25 protein-coding genes are annotated in these 22,970 nt (G+C 65.8%); 14 read left to right on the top strand and 11 right to left on the bottom strand.

The window, feature by feature from the left end; translation table 11 throughout:
- Positions 1 to 16 precede the first annotated feature (16 nt).
- The 5 genes from cobA to VH567_RS15115 all read left to right on the top strand — a co-directional run bounded on the left by cobA (position 17) and on the right by VH567_RS15115 (position 4,169).
- Positions 17 to 808 carry a uroporphyrinogen-III C-methyltransferase gene (gene cobA / locus VH567_RS15135; RefSeq protein WP_423327075.1) on the top strand — a complete coding sequence of 264 codons (792 nt, stop codon included), beginning with the start codon at positions 17 to 19 and terminating at the stop codon, positions 806 to 808.
- Positions 805 to 1,101 carry a DUF2849 domain-containing protein gene (locus VH567_RS15130; protein ID WP_353435548.1) on the top strand — a complete coding sequence of 99 codons (297 nt, stop codon included), beginning with the start codon at positions 805 to 807 and terminating at the stop codon, positions 1,099 to 1,101. Before cobA ends, VH567_RS15130 begins: the two co-directional genes overlap by 4 nt.
- A 258-nt stretch (positions 1,102 to 1,359) precedes the next feature.
- Positions 1,360 to 2,991, top strand: coding sequence for a nitrite/sulfite reductase (locus VH567_RS15125; RefSeq protein ID WP_423327074.1), 1,632 nt, complete (start codon positions 1,360 to 1,362; stop codon positions 2,989 to 2,991).
- Positions 2,984 to 3,424, top strand: coding sequence for a DUF934 domain-containing protein (locus tag VH567_RS15120; protein ID WP_056050673.1), 441 nt, complete (start codon positions 2,984 to 2,986; stop codon positions 3,422 to 3,424). The genes VH567_RS15125 and VH567_RS15120 overlap by 8 nt, the downstream gene beginning before the upstream one ends.
- Positions 3,417 to 4,169 (top strand): phosphoadenylyl-sulfate reductase, encoded by a 753-nt coding sequence (locus tag VH567_RS15115; protein WP_423327073.1) that lies wholly within the window; start codon positions 3,417 to 3,419, stop codon positions 4,167 to 4,169. Before VH567_RS15120 ends, VH567_RS15115 begins: the two co-directional genes overlap by 8 nt.
- Before the next feature lie 164 nt (positions 4,170 to 4,333).
- Here the strand turns inward: VH567_RS15115 and VH567_RS15110 are convergent, their stop codons facing one another.
- On the bottom strand, positions 4,334 to 5,824 hold the full coding sequence (locus tag VH567_RS15110; RefSeq protein ID WP_056050676.1) for a replicative DNA helicase: 1,491 nt from the start codon (positions 5,822 to 5,824) through the stop codon (positions 4,334 to 4,336).
- 99 nt (positions 5,825 to 5,923) lie between these two features.
- On the opposite strand from VH567_RS15110, the gene VH567_RS15105 reads away from it, so the two are divergent.
- From VH567_RS15105 to VH567_RS15095, 3 genes are read left to right on the top strand one after another with little or no spacing between them, the layout of a single operon-like run.
- On the top strand, positions 5,924 to 6,406 hold the full coding sequence (locus VH567_RS15105; protein WP_423327072.1) for a UPF0262 family protein: 483 nt from the start codon (positions 5,924 to 5,926) through the stop codon (positions 6,404 to 6,406).
- A gap of 7 nt (positions 6,407 to 6,413) precedes the next feature.
- On the top strand, positions 6,414 to 7,088 hold the full coding sequence (locus VH567_RS15100) for a glycoside hydrolase family 25 protein (protein WP_423327071.1): 675 nt from the start codon (positions 6,414 to 6,416) through the stop codon (positions 7,086 to 7,088).
- Positions 7,088 to 7,537 (top strand): cytidine deaminase, encoded by a 450-nt coding sequence (locus VH567_RS15095; protein WP_423327070.1) that lies wholly within the window; start codon positions 7,088 to 7,090, stop codon positions 7,535 to 7,537. Before VH567_RS15100 ends, VH567_RS15095 begins: the two co-directional genes overlap by 1 nt.
- 199 nt (positions 7,538 to 7,736) lie before the next feature.
- On the opposite strand, the gene VH567_RS15090 is transcribed toward VH567_RS15095, so the two are convergent.
- A complete protein-coding gene (locus tag VH567_RS15090; RefSeq protein ID WP_423327128.1) occupies positions 7,737 to 9,149 on the bottom strand; it encodes a porin in 1,413 nt (470 codons plus the stop codon).
- A gap of 247 nt (positions 9,150 to 9,396) precedes the next feature.
- Between VH567_RS15090 and dcd the strand changes: the two genes are divergently transcribed.
- Entirely contained in the window at positions 9,397 to 9,951 is a 555-nt protein-coding gene (gene dcd, locus VH567_RS15085; RefSeq protein WP_055878967.1) for a dCTP deaminase, read from the top strand.
- Positions 9,952 to 10,385: 434 nt separating this feature from the next.
- Here dcd and VH567_RS15080 read toward each other — a convergent pair whose 3' ends face one another.
- The 5 genes from VH567_RS15080 to VH567_RS15060 form a co-directional block, all read right to left on the bottom strand.
- Positions 10,386 to 10,745, bottom strand: coding sequence for a tetratricopeptide repeat protein (locus VH567_RS15080; RefSeq protein WP_423327069.1), 360 nt, complete (start codon positions 10,743 to 10,745; stop codon positions 10,386 to 10,388).
- Between the two features lie 177 nt (positions 10,746 to 10,922).
- A complete protein-coding gene (locus VH567_RS15075) occupies positions 10,923 to 11,351 on the bottom strand; it encodes an ExbD/TolR family protein (protein ID WP_423327068.1) in 429 nt (142 codons plus the stop codon).
- 46 nt (positions 11,352 to 11,397) lie between these two features.
- Positions 11,398 to 11,877 (bottom strand): ExbD/TolR family protein, encoded by a 480-nt coding sequence (locus VH567_RS15070; RefSeq protein ID WP_423327067.1) that lies wholly within the window; start codon positions 11,875 to 11,877, stop codon positions 11,398 to 11,400.
- Positions 11,878 to 11,969: 92 nt separating this feature from the next.
- A complete protein-coding gene (locus VH567_RS15065) occupies positions 11,970 to 12,764 on the bottom strand; it encodes a MotA/TolQ/ExbB proton channel family protein (RefSeq protein WP_423327066.1) in 795 nt (264 codons plus the stop codon).
- Between the two features lie 66 nt (positions 12,765 to 12,830).
- Positions 12,831 to 13,511 (bottom strand): energy transducer TonB, encoded by a 681-nt coding sequence (locus VH567_RS15060; protein WP_423327065.1) that lies wholly within the window; start codon positions 13,509 to 13,511, stop codon positions 12,831 to 12,833.
- Positions 13,512 to 13,735: 224 nt separating this feature from the next.
- Between VH567_RS15060 and VH567_RS15055 the strand changes: the two genes are divergently transcribed.
- Entirely contained in the window at positions 13,736 to 14,632 is an 897-nt protein-coding gene (locus tag VH567_RS15055; protein WP_423327064.1) for a hypothetical protein, read from the top strand.
- A gap of 173 nt (positions 14,633 to 14,805) precedes the next feature.
- On the opposite strand, the gene VH567_RS15050 is transcribed toward VH567_RS15055, so the two are convergent.
- Together VH567_RS15050 and VH567_RS15045 are read right to left on the bottom strand one after the other, a co-directional pair.
- Complete coding sequence (locus VH567_RS15050; protein ID WP_423327063.1) at positions 14,806 to 15,081, bottom strand: Rossmann fold domain-containing protein; 276 nt, start codon at positions 15,079 to 15,081, stop codon at positions 14,806 to 14,808.
- Between the two features lie 4 nt (positions 15,082 to 15,085).
- A complete protein-coding gene (locus VH567_RS15045; protein WP_423327062.1) occupies positions 15,086 to 15,457 on the bottom strand; it encodes a dihydroneopterin aldolase in 372 nt (123 codons plus the stop codon).
- Between the two features lie 355 nt (positions 15,458 to 15,812).
- On the opposite strand from VH567_RS15045, the gene VH567_RS15040 reads away from it, so the two are divergent.
- From VH567_RS15040 to VH567_RS15025, 4 genes are read left to right on the top strand one after another with little or no spacing between them, the layout of a single operon-like run.
- On the top strand, positions 15,813 to 16,340 hold the full coding sequence (locus VH567_RS15040) for a GNAT family N-acetyltransferase (protein ID WP_423327061.1): 528 nt from the start codon (positions 15,813 to 15,815) through the stop codon (positions 16,338 to 16,340).
- Positions 16,341 to 16,383: 43 nt separating this feature from the next.
- On the top strand, positions 16,384 to 16,962 hold the full coding sequence (locus tag VH567_RS15035; protein ID WP_423327060.1) for a DUF1285 domain-containing protein: 579 nt from the start codon (positions 16,384 to 16,386) through the stop codon (positions 16,960 to 16,962).
- The gene (locus VH567_RS15030) at positions 16,959 to 17,555 is read left to right on the top strand and encodes a CoA pyrophosphatase (protein WP_423327059.1); all 597 of its coding nucleotides are present in this window, start codon (positions 16,959 to 16,961) and stop codon (positions 17,553 to 17,555) included. The genes VH567_RS15035 and VH567_RS15030 overlap by 4 nt, the downstream gene beginning before the upstream one ends.
- Entirely contained in the window at positions 17,546 to 18,724 is a 1,179-nt protein-coding gene (locus VH567_RS15025; protein ID WP_423327058.1) for a CCA tRNA nucleotidyltransferase, read from the top strand. The genes VH567_RS15030 and VH567_RS15025 overlap by 10 nt, the downstream gene beginning before the upstream one ends.
- 124 nt (positions 18,725 to 18,848) lie before the next feature.
- Here the strand turns inward: VH567_RS15025 and VH567_RS15020 are convergent, their stop codons facing one another.
- Entirely contained in the window at positions 18,849 to 20,522 is a 1,674-nt protein-coding gene (locus tag VH567_RS15020; protein ID WP_423327057.1) for a putative bifunctional diguanylate cyclase/phosphodiesterase, read from the bottom strand.
- A 94-nt stretch (positions 20,523 to 20,616) separates the two neighbouring features.
- Entirely contained in the window at positions 20,617 to 22,869 is a 2,253-nt protein-coding gene (gene parC, locus VH567_RS15015) for a DNA topoisomerase IV subunit A (RefSeq protein ID WP_423327056.1), read from the bottom strand.
- Positions 22,870 to 22,970: the final 101 nt, after the last annotated feature.

Raw genomic sequence — 22,970 nt, 5'->3', positions numbered from 1 at the left:
GCCCATCTCCGGTCGCATGGCAAGTCTCCTAGACCCAACCGCGCGCGGGCGCGTCATCCTCGTCGGGGCGGGGCCGGGCGATCCCGGTCTCCTCACCGTCCGCGCGGTCGAGGCGCTGAAGACCGCCGACGTCGTCGTCCATGACGGCCTGATCGATCCGCGCGTGCTCGACATCGCGCCGCCGTCGGCGCAGCGCATCTCGGTCGCCAAGCAGCGCGCGCGCCACACGCTGCCGCAGGAAGCGATCAACGCGCTGATCATCGCGCACGTGAAGACCGGCGCGATCGTTATCCGCCTGAAGGGTGGCGACCCGTTCGTGTTCGGCCGCGGCGGCGAGGAAGTCGAAGCAGTCCGCGCCGCTGGCTTGCCCGTCGAGGTGATCCCCGGCGTCTCGGCTGCGCTGGGTTGCGCCGCCGAAGCGATGCTGCCGCTCACCCACCGCGATCATTCGAGCGCGGTCAGCTTCGTCGCAGGCCAGTGCAAGGGCCTCAGCGAGCAGAACTGGGCAGGACTCGCAGGCCAGGGGCGCACGCTCGTCATCTACATGGGCATCGCCACCGCGACCGACATCGCAGACAAGCTGATGGCCGACGGCGTCGCGCCGGACATGCCCGTCGCCGTTCTCGAACGCGGCACGCTCAAGGGTTCACGCGCGATCCGCACGCTTCTCGCCGATCTCGGCGCGATGGTGGCGCGTGAAGCGGTGCAGAGCCCCGCGATCATCGTCGTCGGCGAAGTCGTCGAACTGTCCGATGCAGAAGACAAACTCGCCCGCTGGGCCCGCGTAGCAGAGGACGCCGCCGCATGAAGCTGTTGACCGGAAACGACCTTCCCACTGGCGACGTCGTCTGGTGGACCGGCAACGGCTGGTCGCGCCACATCGAGGACGCGGTCGACGTCGGCGTATCTGGCGAATCGATCCTCCAGGCCGAGGAAGGCGCCCGCCGCGTCAACGTCCCCTACCTGATCGAGGCGACCCAGACCGACGAAGGCCCCCGCCCCGCCCACATCAAGGACCGCATCCGCGCTTTGGGCCCGACGATGCGGCCCGACCTGACCCTCAAACCCGCCGATCCTAATGCGGGGAGCTGGGTCATATGATTCACGCGAAGGCGCTAAGGCGCGAAGAGGTTAGTGAGAAGGTGTTTCGCGCAGAGGCGCAGAGGCGCGGAGATGTTGCGCTTGCCGCGCAGCGGCTTTCAAACTCACCAAGCCTGAGAAAGCGTCTTGCCGCTTACGCGGAAGCTATCCCCGAGCACTTCTCCTCCGCGCCTCTGCGCCTCTGCGCGCAAACCCTTCTTTTAAGTCTCTTCGCGCCATCGCGCCTTCGCGTGAACCAAAACTTCTCCGGAACCCCGCATGTATAAATACGACGAATACGACCAGGCGATCGTCGACCAGCGCGTCGACGAATTCCGCGATCAGGTCCGCCGCCGCCTCTCGGGCGAGCTGACCGAGGACCAGTTCAAGCCGCTGCGGCTGATGAACGGCCTGTACCTCCAGTTGCACGCGTATATGCTGCGCGTCGCGGTGCCGTACGGGACGCTCGACGGCCGCCAGATGCGCATGCTCGGGCACATCGCGCGGAAGTACGATCGCGGCTACGGCCACTTCACCACGCGCCAGAACATCCAGTTCAACTGGATCCAGCTCGACCAGACCCCGGACATCCTCCAGGAACTGGCGACGGTCGAGATGCACGCCATCCAGACCAGCGGCAATTGCATCCGCAACATCAGCTCCGACCAGTTCGCCGGCGCCGCCGCGGACGAAGTCGCCGATCCGCGCCCCTGGGCCGAGCTGATCCGCCAATGGTCGACGTTCCACCCCGAGTTCACGTTCCTGCCGCGGAAATTCAAGATCTGCGTGATCGCGGCGGACGAGGATCGCGCGGCGATGCGGCTACACGACATCGGCATCGGGCTGCATGTCCGCGACGGCGAACTCGGCGCGAAGATCTATGTCGGTGGAGGCATGGGCCGCACGCCGATGATCAGCCACGAGATCCGCGACTTCGTCCCCGCCGACGACCTGATGAGCTATCTCGAGGCGTGCCTCCGCGTCTACAATCGCTATGGCCGGCGCGACAACATCTACAAGGCGCGGATCAAGATCCTGCTCCACGAGATCGGCCCCGACGAATATCGCCGTCAGGTCGAGGAGGAATTCGCCGCGGTGAAGGGCCTCGGTCTCGACCCGCCGCGGGCCGAACTGGAGCGTATCACCAGCCACTTCGGCGCGCCCGATTTCGACCTAAGCGCCTCGACCGACCTCGACCGCAGCGATCCCGACTTCGCGGTCTGGCTCGATCAGAACGTCAAGGCGCACAAGCAGCCGGGCTATGCGATCGTCAACATCAGCCTGAAGCCGATCGGCGGTATTCCCGGCGATGCGTCGGCGGACCAGATCGACGTGATGGCCGACCTCGGCACGCGCTACAGCTTCGACGAACTGCGCGTCACGCATGCGCAGAACATCGTCCTGCCGCACGTCCGGATCGCCGACCTGCATGCGGTGTGGTCGGCGCTGAACGACGCCGGGCTCGCCGAAGCCAATCTCGACCTGATCAGCGACATCATCGCCTGCCCCGGTCTCGATTATTGCAGCCTCGCCAATGCACGCTCGATCCCGCTCGCACAGAAGATCGCAACGCGGTTCGGCAGCCTCGATCGCCAGCGCGACCTGGGCGAATTGAAGCTCAAGATCAGCGGCTGCATCAACGCGTGCGGGCACCACCATGCCGGTCACATCGGCATCCTCGGCGTCGACAAGAAGGGCACCGAGAATTACCAGCTCTCGCTCGGCGGCTCGGGCGCTGAGGACGTGAGCCTCGCGAAGATCACCGGCCCCGGTTTCTCGGAGGACGGCGTGGTCGACGCGATCGAGCGCGTCACCGACCGCTATCTGCAGGTCCGCGACCCTGGCGAGCGCTTCCTCGACACCTACCGCCGCGTCGGCTTTGAGACGTTCAAGGAGGCGATCTATGGTTGAGTATCCGGACCAGACATTGCTCCGCTTCCGCGACGACGAGCCGCATGACGAGCCCGCGGTGACGCTCGATTCGTTCATCGGCCAGAGCAATGCGGCGGCGGTTCGCCTTGAGGCGGGCGACGACGCGCGCGCGCTGTTGCCGCAGATCGACCAACTTGCGCTGATCGAGGTCAGCTTTCCCGGCTACCGCGACGGGCGTGGCTATTCGTCCGCGCGGATTTTGCGCGAGGCGGGCTATACCGGCGAACTCCGCGCGCAGGGCGACGTGCTGGTCGACCAGATCCCCCTCATGCGACGGTGCGGGTTCGACAGCTTCGCACCGCAGGCGCCGATCGATATCGACGTGCTGCGCGCGAGCCTTGAGCGCTACGATACGCCGTACCAGAAGGCTGCGGACGGTGCGGTGCCGGTGTGGAAGCTGCGCCATGGGTGAGCCCGCGCGCCAACTCGACATGATCGACGTCACGCCGGCGTTCACGCGCACCGACGCGATGGCAATGCAGGAGCGGTTCGAGGGCGTCTCCGCACAGGACATGCTGCGCGAACTGCTGGTCGGCGAGTTGCGCGGCCGGATCGCGGCGGTGTCGTCGTTCGGCGCGGAGTCTGCGGTGCTGCTGCACATGGTCGCGCAGGTCGATGTCGATGTGCCGGTCGTGTTTACGAATACGCAGAAGATGTTCGGCGAAACTCTGGCGTACCGCGACGAGCTGGCGGAGAAGCTGGGCTTTACCGATCTCCGCGTTTTCCGTCCCGATCCGCGTTTGCTCGCGATCAAGGACAAGACGGGTCTGCGCTGGTCCTACGATCCCGATGGCTGCTGCGACCTGCGGAAAGTCGAGCCTTTACGGCGGGCTCTTGCCCCGTTCGATGCGTGGATTTCGGGGCGGAAGGGCTTCCAGTCGGGCACCCGTACCGCGCTCCCCCGGTTCGAGGAGGACGAGGGCCGCCTGAAGATCAACCCGCTGGCGGATTGGGACAAGGCCAAGCTCGACGCCTATTTCGCCGAGCACGAACTGCCGCGGCATCCGCTGGAGGCGCAGGGGTATCTGTCGATCGGCTGTGCGCCGTGCACGACCAAGGTCGCGCCCGGCGAAGATCCGCGCGCAGGCCGCTGGCGCAGTTTCGACAAGGTCGAATGCGGCATCCACGCCCCCACCGACTACGACCCGATGATCTGACTGCTTTCCCTCGCCCCTCCGGGGAGAGGGAGGGAGGAGCCGTAGGCGACGGAAGGGAGAGGGGAGTTGGGATCCAGGTCCCGAGCCTCACTCCCCTCTCCCTTCCCACGGCAAAGGCCGCGGGCCCCTTCCCTCTCCCCGAAGGGGCGAGGGATTAGACAATCTCAATACTCGGCGAGATCCGAGAACTTCGTAATCGTCGGATCGAACTTCATCCGCACCTTGCCCGTCGCGCCGTGTCGCTGTTTCGCGATGATCAGTTCCGCCAGGCCGTAGACGCGCTCCATCTCAGCCGCCCACGACGCATGGTCCTCGAAGATCTTCGAGCTATCCCCTTCCGCCGGCCGCTTGGGCTCCTTCGACGCGACGTAATAATCCTCGCGGTACACGAACCAGACCATGTCGGCGTCCTGCTCGATCGAGCCGGACTCGCGAAGATCCGACAGCATCGGCGTCTTGTCCTCGCGTGACTCCACCGCACGCGACAGCTGCGACAGCGCGAGCACCGGGACGTTGAGGTCCTTCGCCAAGGTCTTCAGCCCGCGCGAAATCTCGGAGATTTCCTGGACGCGGTTGCCGTCCTTGCTCTTACCCGACCCCGAGAGCAGCTGGAGATAGTCGACCACCACCAACCCGATCTCGTTGTTGTGCCGACGCTGCAACCGGCGGACGCGCGTATGCAGCGCGCCGATCGAGAGACCGCCGGTGTCGTCGATGAACAGCGGCAGATTCTCCAGCTCGGCCGCGGCGGCGGCAAGCTGCGCGAACTCGGTCCGGCTGATCTTACCCATGCGAAGCGATTCGGAACTGATCTGCGACTGCTCGGCAAGGATACGCGTCGCGAGCTGATCCGCGGACATCTCCAGCGAGAAGAACGCGACCTTGGCGCCGACCGAATCCTTCGGCGCGATCCCGTCGGCCATGTCGCGCATCCAGCGCCGCGCCGCATTGAACGCGATGTTGGTCGCGAGCGACGTCTTGCCCATGCCCGGACGGCCGGCGAGGATCATGAGATCGCTGTGATGCATGCCGCCGATCTTGGCGTTGATCGAATCGATACCGGTCGTGACGCCCGACAGATTGCCGCCCGAGTTCAGCGCGCGCTCGGCCATCTTGACCGCTGCGGTCGTCGCCTGCGCGAACGACTTCACGGTGTTTTCGGAGCCGCCATCCGCCGCGACCTTGAACAGTTCTTCTTCGGCTAGCTCAATCTGCGCGCGTGGGTTGACCTCTTCGGAGGTGTCCATCGCGCGATCGACGAGCGTCCGGCCGACCGACACGAGCGCGCGGAGCATGGCAAGGTCATAGATCTGCTGGGCGAACTGGCGCGCACCGATCAGCCCCGCGCCGCTGCCGGTCAGGCCTGCGAGATACGCCGGCCCACCGAGCTCGCGCATGCCCTCGTCCGCGTCGAACATCGGCCGTAGCGTCACCGGCGTCACCAGCATGTCGTTGCCGCGCAGCGTCTTGATCGCCGCGAAGATGCGCCCGTGGACGGGCTCGAAGAAATGCCCGGGCTCGAGCTTGTCGACCAGATCGTCCGCGAGCCGGTTGTCGATCATCATCGCGCCGAGCATCGCGGCCTCGGCCTCGACGTTGCGGGGAAGCTGCTGGGGTTCGGGGACAGCAGGAACGGGGAATGCGAGAGTTGCCATCCTCTTCACCTACGCGATGCATCGGTCCTCGTCCAAGCTGCTCGCGCCGGAATGCTGGGGATAAGTGACAGGGCGAATGCGCGCCGCTATCGAACCGGTATGGCCGACCCGCGGATCATCGACGTGCAACTCGACGAGACCAGTCTCGGCTGGCGCTCGCCCGACGTCGAGCAGGAACGCCGGATCGCGATCTTCGACCTGATCGAAGACAATCATTTTGCCCCGCAGCGTGCCTATGCCGATGGTTACGCAGGGCCGTACAAGATCAAGCTCCAGTCGGAGGAAGGACGCCTGGGCATCCATATCCACCGCGAGGACGAAACGCATCTGGAGACTCTGGTGCTCGCGCTCGGGCGCTTCCGCCGGCCGATCCGCGATTATTTTGCGATCTGCGACAGCTATTACCAGGCGATCCGGCAATCCTCCCCGGCGCAGATCGAGACGGTCGACATGGCCCGCCGCGGCGTCCACAACGAGGCCGCCGAGCTGCTCAAGGAGCGCCTCGACGGCAAGATCGAGGTCGATTTCGACACCGCGCGACGGCTGTTCACGCTGATCTGCGTTCTCCACATCCGCAACTAGAAGACCCATGGCCCACGCACTTCTGAAATTCGCGGCTGCGCTCGCCGCAACCGGCTTCGTCGGCATCTGCGGCTGGACCGCCGCGACCGGCTGGCACCCCGACGTCAAGCAATACCCGCTCCAGGGCATTGATCTTGCCGAGAACCCCGGTCCGGTCGAATGGGGCACGGTTCGCGCGCGTGGTGCCGATTTCGCCTATATCGTCGCTACCTCGGGTACCGACCGCCGCGATCCGGGCTTCGAGGCGAATTGGGCAGCGTTGCCCGACGCCGGCCTGCGTCGCGGCGCGGTCCATATCTATTCGCTGTGCCAACGCGCCGACGAACAGGCGAACGCGTTCAACACCTTCGTGCCGCGGACCTCGGACGCGTTGCCGACCGCGGTCGACATCGCCTTCCACGACGACTGCACCGCGCGACCGGACCGCGCGACGCTGATCGCCGACATCGCACAGTTCGTGACGATGGTCGAAACGCATACCCGGCAGCCGGTGATGCTACGGATCAGCAAGGCCGTGGATTCGCGATACACGCTGTCGGACGCCGTGCCGCGGCCGCTATGGGCGGTGGAGAATATCCTCAAGCCGGATTACACCGCGCGACCGTGGCGGATGTGGCGGGCGAGTGATTTCCGTCGCATCGACGGGATCGAGGGACCGGTAAACTGGGACGTAGTGGCATAATGACTGAACACGCAATCCAACTCGTCGCCGCAGCGCGCGACGCCTCGCGCAACGCCCACGCGCCGTATTCGCGGTTTGCGGTCGGTGCTGCGGTGCTGCTCGACGACGGCACGGTGATCACCGGCGCGAACTTCGAGAACGCCAGCTACGGCCTGTCGCTGTGTGCCGAGACGGTCGCCATCGCCACCGCCAGCGCGGCAGGGCGGCTCCGCGATATCGTCGCGATCGGCGTGATCGGCGGCGCGATGGACGCCGAGGGCCGCGCGACCGGCACATCGCCGGTCAGCCCGTGCGGTCGCTGTCGCCAGGTCATCAACGAAGCCGCACAGATGGGCGGACGCGACCTCCCGGTGCATTGCGGCGCTGCGGAGGGCGACGCGATCCGGACCTACACCGTGTCGGAACTGCTGCCGGAAGCATTCGGGCCGGCGGATCTGGGGATCAGCTGACGCCTCGGCACCCCGGACTGGTTCGGTGCCTATCCCCTTGAAACATACATAAATCGGCGGTCGTGCGGCGCCTTTGTTCTCCCGCGAAGGCGGGAGCCCAGTCTGGATCCCCGCCTTCGCGGGGAAACAAAGCTTCCTTGTTCGAAAGGGATAGCCCCCGACTGGTTCCGAGCTCAGCCGCGCCAGATCGAACCTGTCCTCAGTAATTCCACTGCAACTGCGTACGGATCAGGTTGCCGTCCGCACGACCGTCGCGTCGTTCGTCCGCCTCGCGTCGTTCCATCCGTGCATAGGCGATCGTCAGCTCGATCGGCGGGGTCGGCTGGAATTCGATGCCTAGTTCGAACTCGTCGGTCTCGAGTCGCGGGGCGTTGGGCAGTGCCTTCCACCCGCCGCGATAATATTGCCAGCGCGCATACGGCATGAATGGCCCCAGCGGCGACGTCTTCACGCGGCCCATCGTCTGGATGTAGCCGCCGTTGAGTCGCTTGGTCTCGATCGACTGGGACGTCGCATCATATTCAGGGCCCCGCCCCCAATTCCATTCCGCCTGGAACCCGATCGGCTGCGGATACAGGATCGCGTGCACGCCGAACCGCTCGTCGGCGAACGCCGTATCGCTGACCCCGCCGGTCCGCAGTTCGGGCTGCACGCGATTGCGGATCGCCGCCGCGCCGACCTCCAGCACCTGGCCCTCGAACGCGCCGCCAAGGCCGTCGAGCGCGAACGGCCACGTCACCATCGCCACGGTCATCACGCCGTCGTTTGTCTCGGGCCGATTGGTCCCCTGGCCATTGTAGACGCCGAGCCCGAACGCGCCGTAATTGCCGAACAGCTTCTGGCCGTCATGCTCGAGCCGATCCCAGACGCGCTGCACCTCCGGCGGAGTATAATAGGCGTTGATGCCCAGATCGCGCTCGCTGGGAATGGCGCTGTTGATGCCGTCGCTGCGATCCAGCGTCAGGCGGTTCGACGAGGATTGCAGGTTTTCCCACCCGAACGGCACCTTCGACTGGCCAAAGCGCAGGCGAAACCGGTGATCGTCGCCGATGAACGTGTCGACATAGGCGTCGCGAAGCTGGCCAAAGCCCTCGCGCCGTTCGCCGCCCGACTGGTTGCTGACGTTGGTCGCAAAATCGGGTTGCAGGTAGAACGAGACATGATCGCTCAGATCGCCCTGCAGGACGAGGCGGACACGGCGGAGCGAGAAGTTGCTGTTGTCGCCGACGCTGCCGTCATGCACCGACCGTAGCCGCGACTGGCCATCGGGCGCGGTGCGATCGCCCGACACGATCTCGTTGAAGCGCATCTGCGTGTAGCCGCGCACCTTGATACGGTCGTACCACGCCCGCTTGGGTGCGACCGGCGACGCGGCCAACTGGGTCGTCGGTACCGGTATGACGGGCTGTGCGGTCGGCTGCGCCGTCGCAATCCTAGTCGGAGAGACGGCTGGAGCAGCGGCCAGCGGCATCGGTCCGCTCTGCCCCGCGCCACCCTGGGCGGCCTTGAGTTCGGCGATCGTCGCCTTCAATTCGTCGATCTGGCGCTGGAGATCCTGCATGGTCTGCGCTTCCGCGGGGCCGCACAGGACAACCGATCCGGCGAGTGCCATCATCACGTACAGCCGACGGTGTCTCGTCCCGCGTGTGAGGACCACGCCGTCGCCGATCGTGCAGGAAGGCCCGTGGTGATTCGCCACCGTGCTCGACAGGATTCGCCGCATACTCTTCATGTCACTTCCATGACGCGCCCATGACGATCCCGTGGCGTCCCTGCAACGGCAAATTCTGCGGATGCACGAGCGCGCTCTTGCCGCCGCACGCCATCCGGGCGAAAGCGGCGGCGAAAAGGGAGCTGCCATGTCCGTGATGTCCGACCGCTGGATCCGCGAGCGCGCGCTGGGCGACGCGATGATCGAGCCATTCCATGAGGCGCAGCGCCGCGATGGCTGCATCTCGTACGGGCTGTCGTCCTATGGCTACGACGCGCGCGTTGCCGACGAGTTCAAGATCTTCACCAACGTCGACAGCGCGATCGTCGACCCGAAGGACTTCGCGGCGAACAGCTTCGTCGACCGCAAGACCGACGTGTGCATCATCCCGCCGAACAGCTTCGCGCTGGCCCGCACCGTCGAGTATTTCCGCGTGCCGCGCGACGTACTGGTGATTTGCCTCGGCAAGTCGACCTATGCGCGCTGCGGGATCATCGTCAACGTGACGCCGCTGGAGCCCGAATGGGAGGGCCATGTGACGCTGGAATTCTCCAACACCACGCCGCTGCCCGCCAAGATCTACGCGAACGAGGGCGCGTGCCAGTTCCTGTTCCTCAAGGGGAACGAGCCGTGCGAGGTGAGCTATGCGGACCGTGCGGGGAAATATATGGGGCAACGCGGGGTGACGCTGCCGCGGCTTTAGGGTTGGCGGGAGACGGGTGGGGTTGCGGAGGGTTGAACGCCGCCGTCGCTCGCGGGACCGGTTCTTTGCTTCCACGTGACCCGGTGCGCCTTACCTGGAGCCCTGTCTCGAACATTTAAAGTCCCTGTCGCGGGCTGCATCCGCCCTATCCTAGACCACCCCGGCGAAGGCCGGGGCCCAAGTGGAAAGGCCGCGGTAACGGCATTCACCGCTCAGTTGGCAACGTCCCCCAATTGGGCCCCGGCCTCCGCCGGGGTGGTGCTGTTATGATCGTGCCCGGCACGGCCAGATCAGGTCTTCCCGCCGCACAGCCAGGACCGAACGCCGACCTCCCTTGTGTCCCTGCAAAGGCGGGGACCCAGCCTGGGCTCCCGCCTTCGCGGGAGAACAAGGAGGCGCGCGCACCCCACCCGATACCTTCCGCGATCAAGCGTTCAGCGAGTCGCGATCTGTCGTGATTGTTGACCAAGCGCACGGCTTGCCAGATCGTGCGACGACACGATCGCACCTGATGGCAGGTCCATCGCCACGGCGGGCCGCTCCAGCACCGCGGCATACAGCGCCCGTGCCTCCGATTCGCGGCCCGTACGATGATAGACCGACGCCAGGTTCAGCATGAGTTCGGGGCGTTGCGGGAAGATTTTCCGCTCGGCGACGATGCGCTGTTCAGCCGTGGAGAGATCACCCGCCGCGATCGCGGTGTAGCCGGTTCGGTCCACGGTTACGGAGGGTGCCGCCAAAGCAGGCATTGCCGTGCCGAGGGTTGCGAGAACGAACAGGACGGTCTTGCGCATCGCTCATCTCCACTGACTTCGCGTGGCGGAAGGTTTCATTTTTATGACATCAGTGTGTCACTTCGATGACGATCGTGCAAGCCGCGCGCTCCGCCTGTGCTCCAAGCCCCCCGCCAACGAAAAAGGGCGGCCCCGAAGGACCGCCCATTAGACGCTCGATACCGTATGCAGGGCGACTTAGAAGTCGTTGCGATACTGCTCGTTGCCGATGAAGCCGAGCTTGGTGATCGCGGACCGCTTGATGACGGCCAGCGTGCGATCGACCACTTCGTAGCGCGCCTGCGGATCAGGCTGGAAGTGGAGTTCGGGCTCCGGCGTCATGCCAGCGGACTGATCCAGATACTGGCGCAGCGTGACTTCGTCGACCGGCGAACCATTCCACGCGATAACACCGGCGGGATCGATCGAGATCTTGTTCTTCTCGGGATTGACCGGGTTCTGCGGCTGGTTCGGGCTGTTGACCGGAAGGTCGACCTTCACCGCGTGCGTCTGGATGGGGATCGTGATGATGAACATGATGAGGAGAACGAGCAGGACGTCGATCAACGGCGTCATGTTCATTTCCATCATCGGCGAGCCATCTTCTTTGCCGCCGCTCATTGCCATTCTATACTACTCCTAATTTCGTCCGAGCGACCATCAGCGTCCGGCATCAGCGTTCGGTGGTGCCGCCGGGGGGCGGCTCGGAGATGAAGCCGACGCGGGCGAAGCCGGCGCGCTGCATCGTATAGATCGTGCCGCCGATGCACTTGTACGGCGTATTCACGTCGCCGCGGATATGCGCCTCGGGCAATTCCAGATCGGCGGCGTTCGCGCCACCCTGGCGATCGATCTCAGCCTTCAGCTTGGCGACCGCGCGATCGAGCAGCTCGGTCGAGGTGACCGGGCTCATGCCCCAATACACCGCACAGCTGCCGTCGCCATTGGTCGTGACCGACAGCGAGACGTTCTCTGGCTTGGTCATCGTCGGATCGAAACGAACCTCCGGGAGCTTCAGCTGCACTGCCTGGACCGCGACGGTCGTCGTCACCAGGAAGATGATCAGGAGCACGAGCATGACGTCGACCAGCGGCGTCGTATTGATGTCCGATATCGAACTCTCGGTGGAATCGCCACCAACACTCATCGCCATGTGCGAACTATCCTATCCATTTAATCGCCACCGGAACCGCCGGCAGCAATGAAGCGGGGCCGCTGCAGACAGCAGCCCCGCCTTTTCGCGTCTTAGTTGGCGCGCGGTACGCCACCGGTCTGGCCGGCAGTCGTGGTCGTCGTGGCAGGCTTGGCCGCAACCGGCTTTGCAGCCGTTGCGATCGACGGACGCACAGCGCCGTTCGAAGCCAGGAAGCCGAGCACGTCGTTCGAGAAGGCCGACAGGTCCTCTGCGATCGACTTGTTGCGACGCTGCAGCCAGTTGTACGACAGCACGGCCGGAACGGCGACGACAAGACCGAGGGCGGTCATGATCAGTGCTTCACCGACCGGCCCTGCGACCTTGTCGATCGATGCCTGGCCCGATGCGCCGATCTTCACGAGCGCGCGGTAGATGCCGATAACCGTACCGAACAGACCGATGAACGGCGAAACCGAACCGACCGTCGCGAGGAAGGCGAGACCGCCACCCAGCTTCGAGTTGATCGCGGCTTCCGAACGCGCCAGCGAACCGTGCAGCCAGTCATGCGCCTCGACCGGATCGGTCAGCTTCGAATGCTGCTCCTGAGCGGCCAGGCCGTCGTCGACGATCTGCTTGTAGGCCGAGTTCTTGTCGAGCTTGGCCGAACCTTCGCGAAGGCTGTTCGACGACCAGAAGGCCTGACGGACGCGCTTGCCCTGGCCGATGATCTTCTGCTGCTCGAACAGCTTCGAGAACAGGATGTAGAACGACACGACCGACATCAGCACGAGGATGCCGAACACGGTCTGCGAGATCAGGCCGCCTTCGCGGAGTGCGGCTTGCAGGCCGTACGGGTTGGCGTCAGCTGCGGCGGGCGCGGCCGCTGCCAGAATGGTGGTGATCATGATCGGTTAGTCCTCTGACTATTAGGTCTATGTCTGAAACGAAAACTGCAGCGGTGATGGCACCGATTACTGGGGCGGGATCTTCCACGTCACGCGACGCGAAGAGCTCGACCGGATCGGGTTGCCCGCCGTGTCCATTGCCGGCGAATACCGACCACGCCGTGTGATCGCGGCGCAAGCGGCTCGATCCAGCGCGGACGATCCGCTCGACGATGTCACGCGGCAATTCTCGACGCGACCCTGGGTATTGATGTCCCAGGCGATCCCGACGGTGCCTTCTTCCTCGGCGCGCAGCGAACTCGGCGGATAATCGTCCGTCGACACCCACTGTGCAGGATCACCCTTTGCACCGGCCGCCTTGCTGACGACTGGAGGTGCCGGCGGGGCTGGCGGAGCCGGCGGCGCGGGAGGCGCTGGCGGAGCCGTCGGCTGGAACCGAGGGATGATCGTCGAGGTGGTGATCGCAGGCGCAGGCTGCGGCGTCACGATCACCGGCGGCGGCGTCACGACCGTAGTCGGTGGCGGCGGCAGGTTTGGCTGGTCAGGCGGCGGCGGCGGGGGCTCGTCGGGTGGAGGCGGCGGCGGTGGCGGCTCCACGTCGAACGTATTAAGCTTTTCTTGGGCCTTTTTCACGTACTGGTACGCGAGGCCGGTGACGAAAGCATAGCCCAAGGCCGCATGAATCAGCGCGACGATAACGATCGCGACGATTTTGCCTCCGGACATCTTCTGGTCAACATAGGCCATTCAGCAACGACACTCCCTTAATCTGCCTGCTCCGTACGAACGTGTCCGCACTGGGTACGCGACACATACGTCTGCCGTTGGCCGGAATAACCACGGGGCAGTGCCTAAGTCCTATCGCCACGTCATGCGACACGCAAACGCTTTGTCAGACGCAACAAACGTACAACCGCACGATGGCAGAATTATTTCTGTATCGTTCAGCTTGGGTCGCGTAGCCTGGCGACATGAATCCACTGTTTCACGTTACGGCTTCGGCCCTGTCGATCGCGCTCGTCGCGCTCCCCGCCTGCGCCGGGCAAGCGCCCGAACCACCGCAGGTTTCTCTCGCTAAGACGCCGGTTTCGAATGGTGCGCCGCAACAGGATGCGGCGGGTGGGAACTGCTATGCCGACATTGCCGACCTCGTGCTGTCGGCCCCGGTCATCGCTGATGCGACGGTGCGTTCGACCGAAAAAATCAAGCCTGCCGAGGCGCCGAATCTCGCGCCCGGGTTTGTCAGACTATATGTCGAGGTCGACGTTACCGCGTTGATCCGGGGCGCCGATGGGCTGCCACCGCGAATCGGCTACCTGCTCGATGTCGCCCCCGATTCGGCGGGGCGCGTGCCGAAGTTCAAGAAGGCGCGCGTGCTGATCTTCGCGCGGCCGGTGCCGGGTGCGGTCAACCAGGTCCAGCTCGTTGCGCCCGATGCGCAGATCGACTGGAGTCCGACTGCGGATGAACGTGCGCGGAAGATTGCCAAGGATGCGCTGGCGAGCGATGCGCCGCCGGTCATCACCGGGATTGGCAATGCCTTCCACGTTGCGGGTGCGCTGCCCGGCGAAGGCGAGACGCAGATCTTCCTGACCACCGCGGACCAGCGGCCGGTATCGCTGTCGGTGCTGCGACGACCGGGCGAGCAGCCGCGCTGGGCGGTCGCGCTAAGCGAGATCGTCGACGAATCGGCGGCTCCCCCCGCCCCTGAGACGTTGCTGTGGTACCGGATGGCGTGCGCGCTGCCGCCGGCGCTGCCCGATCGGAGCACCGGCTCGCTGGAGGCCGCCGACGCGACGATTGCGCGTGAGGATTATGCCTATGTGCTAGCCGCGCTGGGGCCATGCGGCCGGACGCGGAAGGTGTAGGGAGGTTGCCGGGCGTCGAAGCTCCGGCGCCTTTCGATCATGCAGCTATTCGTCATCCCCGCGGAGGCGGGGACCCAGATGCTCAAGGGTCGGCAATCCAATCGCGAGCTTCGCCCATATGGGTTCCCGCCTCCGCGGGAATGACGGTCTGGTTCTCTGGTGACGACAGCGGGTCAGCGTATCTCGATCAATTGCCCGGTGGTCGACCGCGCCTGTTCGAGGAACGCAACCGCCGCATCCACGTCAGCGGGATCGGCATGCTCCGCCAAGACCACCGCATTCACCCGAGTCGCGGGCGCTAATTCCACCGCGAGTGGCTCCATCGCCGCCTTCGCCTGCGCCATCGCCAGCGCATCCAGCGTCGCCGGGATCACCACCACCCGCGACTCGCCGATCGCGCCGCGCACCAGCGCGGCGATGTCCTCGCCCGGCTCGAGCATCAGTCGCATGCCGTCAGCGACGATGGCGAACGAGCGTCACGCCGATCGCCTCGTCCGCCTCGGCGATCGCCAGCTTCACGATCTTGACCTGCACGCGCATCACCCGCGCATCCTGCAGGAACAGCGTCTCGCAGATATGATCCGCCACGCCCTCGATCAGCGTGAAGTGCACGCCCGGCGGCAGCGCGGTCGTCGCCGCGTTCTTCAGGTCGAGATAATTCTTCGACGCCGAGAGCGGCGTGTCGGGCGCGAAATGCCGGGGGCAGACCATGTCCACGGTCAGCGAGATCCGCAACGGTTGCGGCAGGTGCGTCTCCTCCGAATAGATGCCGGTCAGGACCTGCACTTCGAGATCGTGGACTTCGAGTTGAAGACTGTCTTCCATCGTCGCGCCTCTAGCAGACGCACGCCGAGATGAAAGTCGGGTCTTCGACGTGAGGCGCGCTGGCCAGCAACTTACGCAATCCTCCCCCGCCAGGGGGAGGTCTCGCCGAAGGTGACGGAGGGGGAGGACACGGAACGGCGGTAATCGCTTTCCTCCCCCTCCGTCTGGCAAACGCCAGCCACCTCCCCCTTGCGGGGGAGGATCGTGACGGCCAGCCTCGATCACCCGGAGTAGCTTCGCCTTAAAGCAACCTCCTCTCTCGCCGGTTATCCTTGCGTTCAGCCGCACCGAAGTTAAAGCGCGCTGCCCCCATCGCCATGCGCCGCCGCTTGGCGCATCCGGGGCAGGAGATGCCGTGATCACTCTCGTCCCCCTCGACAGCATCGAACCGGCAATCGTCGAGTCGCTGCTCGATCGTGCGTTCGGGCCGGAGCGGTTTCAGCGCACTGCCTACACGATCCGCGGCGATGGCACGCCGATCGCCGCGCTCAGCTTCGCGGCGATCGAGGATGGTGCCCTGGTCGGTTCGATCCAATGCTGGCCGATCGCGCTGATCCAGGACGAGGGTGAAACCCCGCTGGTCATGCTCGGCCCGGTCGCGGTCGAGCCGACGCACCAGCGTGACGGGATCGGCCGCCGGTTGATGACGCAGGCGCTCGATGCGGCGACCGCACATGGCCTCGATGGCGCGCTGATGCTGATCGGCGATCCCGAATATTACGGCCGCTTCTTCGGCTTCACCGCCGATCGCACCGCGCACTGGAATGCTCCCGGTCCGGTCGAGCGCCATCGGCTGCTTGCCCGCGGCGACGCAGTGCCGGACACCACCGGAATACTCGGCGCGCGCGTGCCCGATACGATACCGGTCACCGCATCCGCATAAGCCGCCGCTTTACCTAGCCCCCCCGCCCGCCTAGTCCGCCGCCATGCCCATGGATCCCATCCCCGATATAGCCTCCTTAAGCCTCGCCGAGATCGCCAAGCTCGTCGAGGAGGCCAAGCTTCCCCCAGTCGAGAAATGGAACCCGACGCACTGCGGCGACAGCGAGATGCGGATCGCGCGCGACGGCACCTGGTATCATCAAGGTTCGCCGATCGGCCGCCCGGCGATGGTCCGGCTGTTCTCGACGATCCTCCGCCGCGAGCCTGACGGCAGCCACGTGCTCGTCACGCCGGTCGAAAAGCTCGATATCGTCGTCGATGATGCGCCGTTCGTCGCGGTCGAGATGAAGGCCGAAGGCACCGGCCGCGAGTCGAAGCTCGCGTTCAGGCTGAACACCGGCGATCTGGTCACCGCAGGGCCCGAGCATGCCCTGCGCTTCGTCGAGGATGCAGCAGAGGGCGACGGCGGCCCCCGCCCCTATCTCGAGGTGCGCGGCGGCATGGAGGCGCTGGTGTCTCGCGCGGTCTATTACGAACTCGCCGAACGCGCGATCGCGGGTGGCGACACGCCGCCCGGAATCTGGAGCGACGGCGCGTTCTTCGCACTGGAGCCTGCCGCATGACGCTGGCCGAACGGCTGGCCGCGGCGCTGGCAAAGGGTACCGGCGCGCAGATGATCCTGCTCACCGGCGACCAGCATGACAGCGAGCTCTCGCCGACCGACACGCTGCTTCCCGCCGCGGTCCTGATCGCGGTGACCGATCGTGCCGATCCCGGCGTGATCCTGACGCAACGTACCGACACGATGAGCCGTCATCCCGGCCAGATCGCGTTTCCCGGTGGCCGGATCGATCCCGGCGAGGACGTGCTCACCGCCGCGCTGCGCGAAGCCGAGGAAGAGATCGCACTCCCGCGCGGCCAGGTCACGGTGATCGGCGAGGCGGACAGCTATCGCACCGTCACCGGTTTCCAGGTGACGCCGGTGATCGGCATCATCCCCCCCGACCTGGTCTTCACGCCCAGCGAGGCAGAGGTTGCCAGCGTTTTCGAAGTCCCGCTCGCGTTCCTGCTCGACGAGGCGAACCATGTCGAGGCGACGCTCGAATGGCAGGGCCATGACCGGCATTATTACGAGATCATGTGGAACGACCGCCGTATCTGGGGTGCGACCGCCGCGATGATCGTCAACCTCGCGCGCCGATTGCGGTGGTCTTGATACTCCCGGGCGCCGCGTGGCGTAATCGTGAGGGTCTCGAAGCGCTGGCGACGGTCCTTGGTGCCGCCGAGGGCGAATCGCGGTTCGTCGGCGGCGCGGTCCGCGACACGCTGCTCGGGATCGAGGTCGCCGATGTCGATATCGCCACGCGCCTGCCTCCGCAGGAGGTGATCGAGCGCCTGCAGGATGCGCGGATCAAGGCCGTGCCGACCGGCCTCGCGCATGGCACGATCACTGCGGTCACCGCCGGCGGTCCTGTCGAGGTGACGACGCTGCGTCGCGACGTCACGACCGACGGCCGCCACGCGATCATCGCGTACACCGACGACTGGCGCGAGGACGCGGCGCGGCGCGACTTCACGATGAACGCGCTCTACGCCGATCCGGCGACGGGCGAGATCTTCGATTATTTCGGCGGCCTCGACGATCTTTCGGCGCGGCGCGTGCGCTTCATCGGCGACCCGTTGCAGCGGATCGCCGAGGATCACTTACGCATCCTCCGCTTCTTCCGGTTCCACGCGCGCTTCGGCAGCACGATTGACGACGCGGGCCTCGACGCCTGCGTCGTGCGGGCCAACGACCTGATGGCGCTCTCCCGCGAACGCGTCGCCAGCGAAGCGCTGAAGCTGCTGGTCGCCGCCAACGCAGTGCCGGTCGTGACGTTGATGGTGAACCGCGGCATCTTCCGCGCCGTCCTCCCCGAGATCGATGCCGCGGGTGCAGCGCGCCTGGCGCGCCTCGCGGAGCGGGAAAGCGCGGCGGGCATCGCGCCGGACCCGATCCGCCGCCTCGCCATGACGATCGCGCCTGTAGCCGCGGAAGCCGTCGGCGCGCGGCTGAAGCTCTCCAATACCGATCGCAAGCGCCTGATCGCGGCCACCGCTGGGCCCGGCACCGAGGGCCCGCAGGCGCTCGCCTATCGCGCCGGCGTGGCGGGTGCCGTCGATCGCCTTCTTGTTGCGGGCGAAGACGTCTCCGCGATCAAGGACTGGACGCCCCCCGCCTTCCCGTTCTCCGGTGGCGCGCTGGTTGAACGTGGCCTGCGCAAAGGCCCCGACGTCGCGGCGATGCTCCGGCAGGTCGAGACGCGGTGGATCGCGGAAGGCTTTCCCGATGCGGCGCGGGTCGGGCGAATCGCCGACGAGATGGTCGCACACGCGCTGAGCTGAGCCGATTTCCGTCACGCCAGCGAAAGCCGGGGAATTGCGGTGGTTGGGCGGGACCGGCACCACGAGATCCCAGCTTTCGCTGGGATGACGATAGTGGTTTGGGTCCCCCGCCAGAAACGTCGCGTCAGGCCGGCACCACCGCCGGCGCGATCATCGCATAGGCCGCATCCGCCTCGAGCGGCTTGGCGTAGAAATATCCCTGGCCGTAGGTGCACCCCAGCGCCGCCAGCGTCTGCGCCAGTTCGTTGGTCTCGACCCCCTCGGCCGTGGTCTTCATCCCCAGCGCCTGCGCGAGACTCAGGATCGCGCGAACGATCGACACCTTGTCGCGGTCCGCCAGCATGCCCGTCACGAAGCTGCGATCGATCTTCAGCACGTCGATCGGCAGCTTCTGCAGATAGGCCAGGTTCGAATAGCCGGTCCCGAAATCATCCATCGCCAGCGTCGTGCCGAGCGCCTTCAGCGCATGCATCGTCTCGGCGATCCGGTCCGGATCGGTGACGATCGCGCTTTCGGTCAACTCCAGCGTGAAGCGGTCGCCGGTCAGCCCGGACGACGCGAGCGCCGCCTCCACGACCGGCGCGATCGCATCGCGCTGCAACTGGATCGCCGACAAATTGACCGCCAGCTTGACCCCGCACGGCCCCCCGTGGCGCGCATCCCACGCGGCGAGCGTCCGCGCCGCCTCGTCGATCGCCCACCGTCCGAGCGGTACGATCAGCCCCGATTCCTCGGCCACCGGAATGAACGCGGTCGGACAATGGATCTGGCCGTCCTCGTCGGTCCACCGCGCAAGGGCTTCGAACGAGACGATTCGTCCGGTCGCCAGGTCGCAGATCGGCTGATACGCCAGCCGCAATTCGCGTTTCTCGATCGCCCGCCGAAGTGCGGTCTCCATGCTGAACTGCGCGCGCGCGATCGCGAAATCCTGCGGCATGTAGCTCTCGGCCAGTCCGCTCGCCTTGGCGCGCTTCACCGCGAACTGCGCGTGGCGGATCAGTTCCGCGACGTCGCCCGACTCGTCCGCCCCGTACGCGATCCCGACCGAGCATTCGACGCTGATCTCATAGTCGGTCAGCCGGAACGGTGCGGTCAGCGTGCGCTGGATCCGATCCGCCAGCGCGTGCGCGTCCTCCCGGTCGTCGTCGATCGTCATCAGGATGCCGAACTGGTCGCCACCGATTCGCGCCAGCGTATCGCGCGCACGCAACGCGCCCTTGATTCGCCGCGCGACGGTGATCAGCAGCTCGTCCCCCGCAAGCGATCCGAGGCAGGAGTTCAGCCTGCCGAACCGATCGAGGTCGATGGCCAGCACCGCGTTGACGGTGCGATCCTCGACCGCCTCGAACAGCTCCTCGAAGCCCTCGCGATTCGGCAGCCCGGTCAGGCTGTCGGTCGTCATCTCCCGCCGCAGGCTCCGCTCGGTCTGGACCTGCGAAGTCTGGTCGATGAAACTGACCGTGCAGCGATCGCGCAGCGACGTGAAGGTGCGCGCCATCGTTACCCGGTAATAGCGGCAGTCGACCGAATCCCCGAGTACCCAGTCGAAGTCCGACCGCAGATGCTGGCTTTCGAGAAATGCGAGGATTCGCGGGCCCAGTTCGGCGATCATCGGCGATCGCTCGGCGACGACGCCAAGCCCTGCCAGACGATAGGCGCGGTTCATCGCGAACAGCTCGAACTGCCCCCCGGACACCAGCAGATGCACCGCGGGGATCGGCACAAGCTCCAGCGCACGCGAAACCAGATCGGTCGCGAGGATTGATTGCGCTATCGCATCTGAGGCGGTCGATGCCATGCCCCTGCGTACCGGAGCTTCGTTAAGACGGCCTAAAGGAACCGAAACGGCGTATTATTGTCACTTTTCGCCAATTTTCGGGTTTTACAGTCCGCTAGCCGAATTTATTGTCACGCGGGAAACCCGTCGGCGGCATTCTTCCTGCCGCACCGCGCGCCGCGCGCCATGGGCCAAGGTCCGATTCGGTGCGCGTGCGACCGGTACCGCCACCCATCGCCCAGCTCAGCCCCTCGGCAAAGACGAAGGTGATCGCATCCGCCAGCCCACCATCGCGGTAGCGCTGCAACTGGAGCCCCTGCCCGCGCGTCATCTCGACCAGTTCGGCGAGCGGGAACACCAGCATCTTCCTGTTGTCGCCGATTGCCGCGACGTAATCGTCGGTCGGCCCGATCGGCCGGACGATCTTCAACTGCGCGCCTGGTCGCGGCGTCACCACCGTCTTGCCCTTGCGCGTCTCCGCGATAACTTCGGCGCTACTGACTGAGAAACCACGCCCATCGGTCGCGACGACCAGCAGTTTCGGATGCTTGCTCGCGGGCAGCAGCGCGACGATCCCGACGCTGCCGTCCAGATCGATCATCGCGCGCACCGGCTCGCCGAACCCGCGCCCGCCCGGCAACTTGTCCGCCGCCAGCGTGTAGAACCGACCGTTCTCAGCGGCCAGCAACAGCTTGTCGGTGGTCTGCGCATGGAACGCGAACGCCGGGCCGTCGCCCTCCTTGAACTTCAGCGCCTCCGGGCTCGCCAAATCGTTGTGGCCGCGCATCGCCCGGATCCAGCCGCGCTGCGACAGGATGACGGTAATTGGCTCGCGTTCGATCATCGCCTCGAGCGGGATGTCACGCGTCGGCGCATGTTCCTCGATTGTCGTGCGACGTTTGCCGAGCGGAGTTTCCAGGCCGTAGCGATCGCGGATCTTCGCCATATCGCGCTTCATCCGCGCGCGCTGCTTCTTCGGATCGGCGAGCAACGCGGCGAGCGTCGCCTGCTCCTTGTCGAGCTTGTCGCGCTCGGTCTTGATCTCGAACTCTTCGAGCCGTCGCAAGCTGCGCAGCCGCATGTTGAGGATCGCCTCTGCCTGGCGATCGGTCAACGCGAACTCGGCGATCATTACCTTCTTCGGCTCGTCCTCGGTACGGATGATCTCGATCACGCGGTCGAGATTGAGATACGCGATCAGATACCCGTCGAGCAGCTCGACGCGGTCGGCGATCTTCGCCAGCCGGTGCTCGGTCCGCCGGCGCAACACGACGAACTGGTGGTCGACCCACGCCGCCAGCGCCTCGCGCAGAGACATCACGCGCGGTGTGCGATCCTTGTCGAGCACGTTGAGGTTGAGGCTGATCCGCGTTTCGAGGTCGGTCAGCCGGAACAGGCCGTCCATCAGAATCTGCGGATCGACCGTGCGGCTGCGCGGTTCGAGCACGATGCGGATCTCGGTGTCGGACTCGTCGCGCACGTCGGCGAGAATCGGCAGGCGCTTGGCGTTGATCAGATCGGCGATCTGCTCGATCAGCTTGCCCTTCTGCACGCCGTACGGGATCTCCGTGACGATCAGCTGCCAGCCGCCGCCCTTCTCGCGCTCGGTCTCCCAGCGCGCGCGGACGCGGAACCCGCCCCGCCCGGTCGCATAGGATTCGCGGATCACCGCGGGCGGATCGACCACCAGCCCGCCGGTTGGGAAGTCCGGACCCTTCACATGCTCCAGGATCGCCGCGTCGTCTGCGTCCGGCGTGTCGATCAGCACGATCGCCGCCTCCAGCAACTCGGCGGCGTTGTGCGGCGGGATGCTCGTCGCCATGCCGACAGCGATCCCGCTGGCGCCGTTCGCCAGCAGGTTCGGGAACAGCCCCGGGAACAGCTCGGGCTCGTGATCCTCGCCATTGTACGTCGGGCGATACGCGACCGCGTCCTCGTCGAGCCCGTCCATCAGGTCGATCGCGACCTGTGTCAGCCGCGCCTCGGTGTAGCGGTAGGCGGCGGCGTTATCACCGTCGATGTTGCCGAAATTGCCCTGCCCGTCGACCAGGGGATAGCGCATCGCAAACGACTGCGCCAAGCGCACCATCGCGTCGTAGACCGACTGGTCGCCATGCGGATGGTATTTACCGATGACGTCGCCGACGACGCGCGCGCACTTCTTGTAGCCCTGCGCCGGGTCCAGCTTCAGCAGCCGCATCGCCCAGAGGAGACGCCGATGCACCGGCTTCATCCCGTCGCGCACATCGGGCAACGATCGCGCGGTGATCGTCGACAGAGCGTAGACGAGATACCGCTCGCTGAGCGCGCTATCGAAGGGGGCGTCGACGATGGAGTCGAAGGGGTCTTTGAAGTCGCTGGTGGCCATTACCGACAGCGGTAGCAGGTGAAAACGCAACGATCAAAGCATGAACGTACCGCGCGCTTGGTCCACGCGCGGAACGCCAGATGCCCGCATGACGCGGAGGT

Origin of the sequence: Sphingomonas sp. 4RDLI-65, from assembly GCF_049472435.1 — a bacterium.
Lineage (GTDB): Bacteria > Pseudomonadota > Alphaproteobacteria > Sphingomonadales > Sphingomonadaceae > Sphingomonas.
This window is presented reverse-complemented; position numbering and strand designations above follow the sequence as displayed.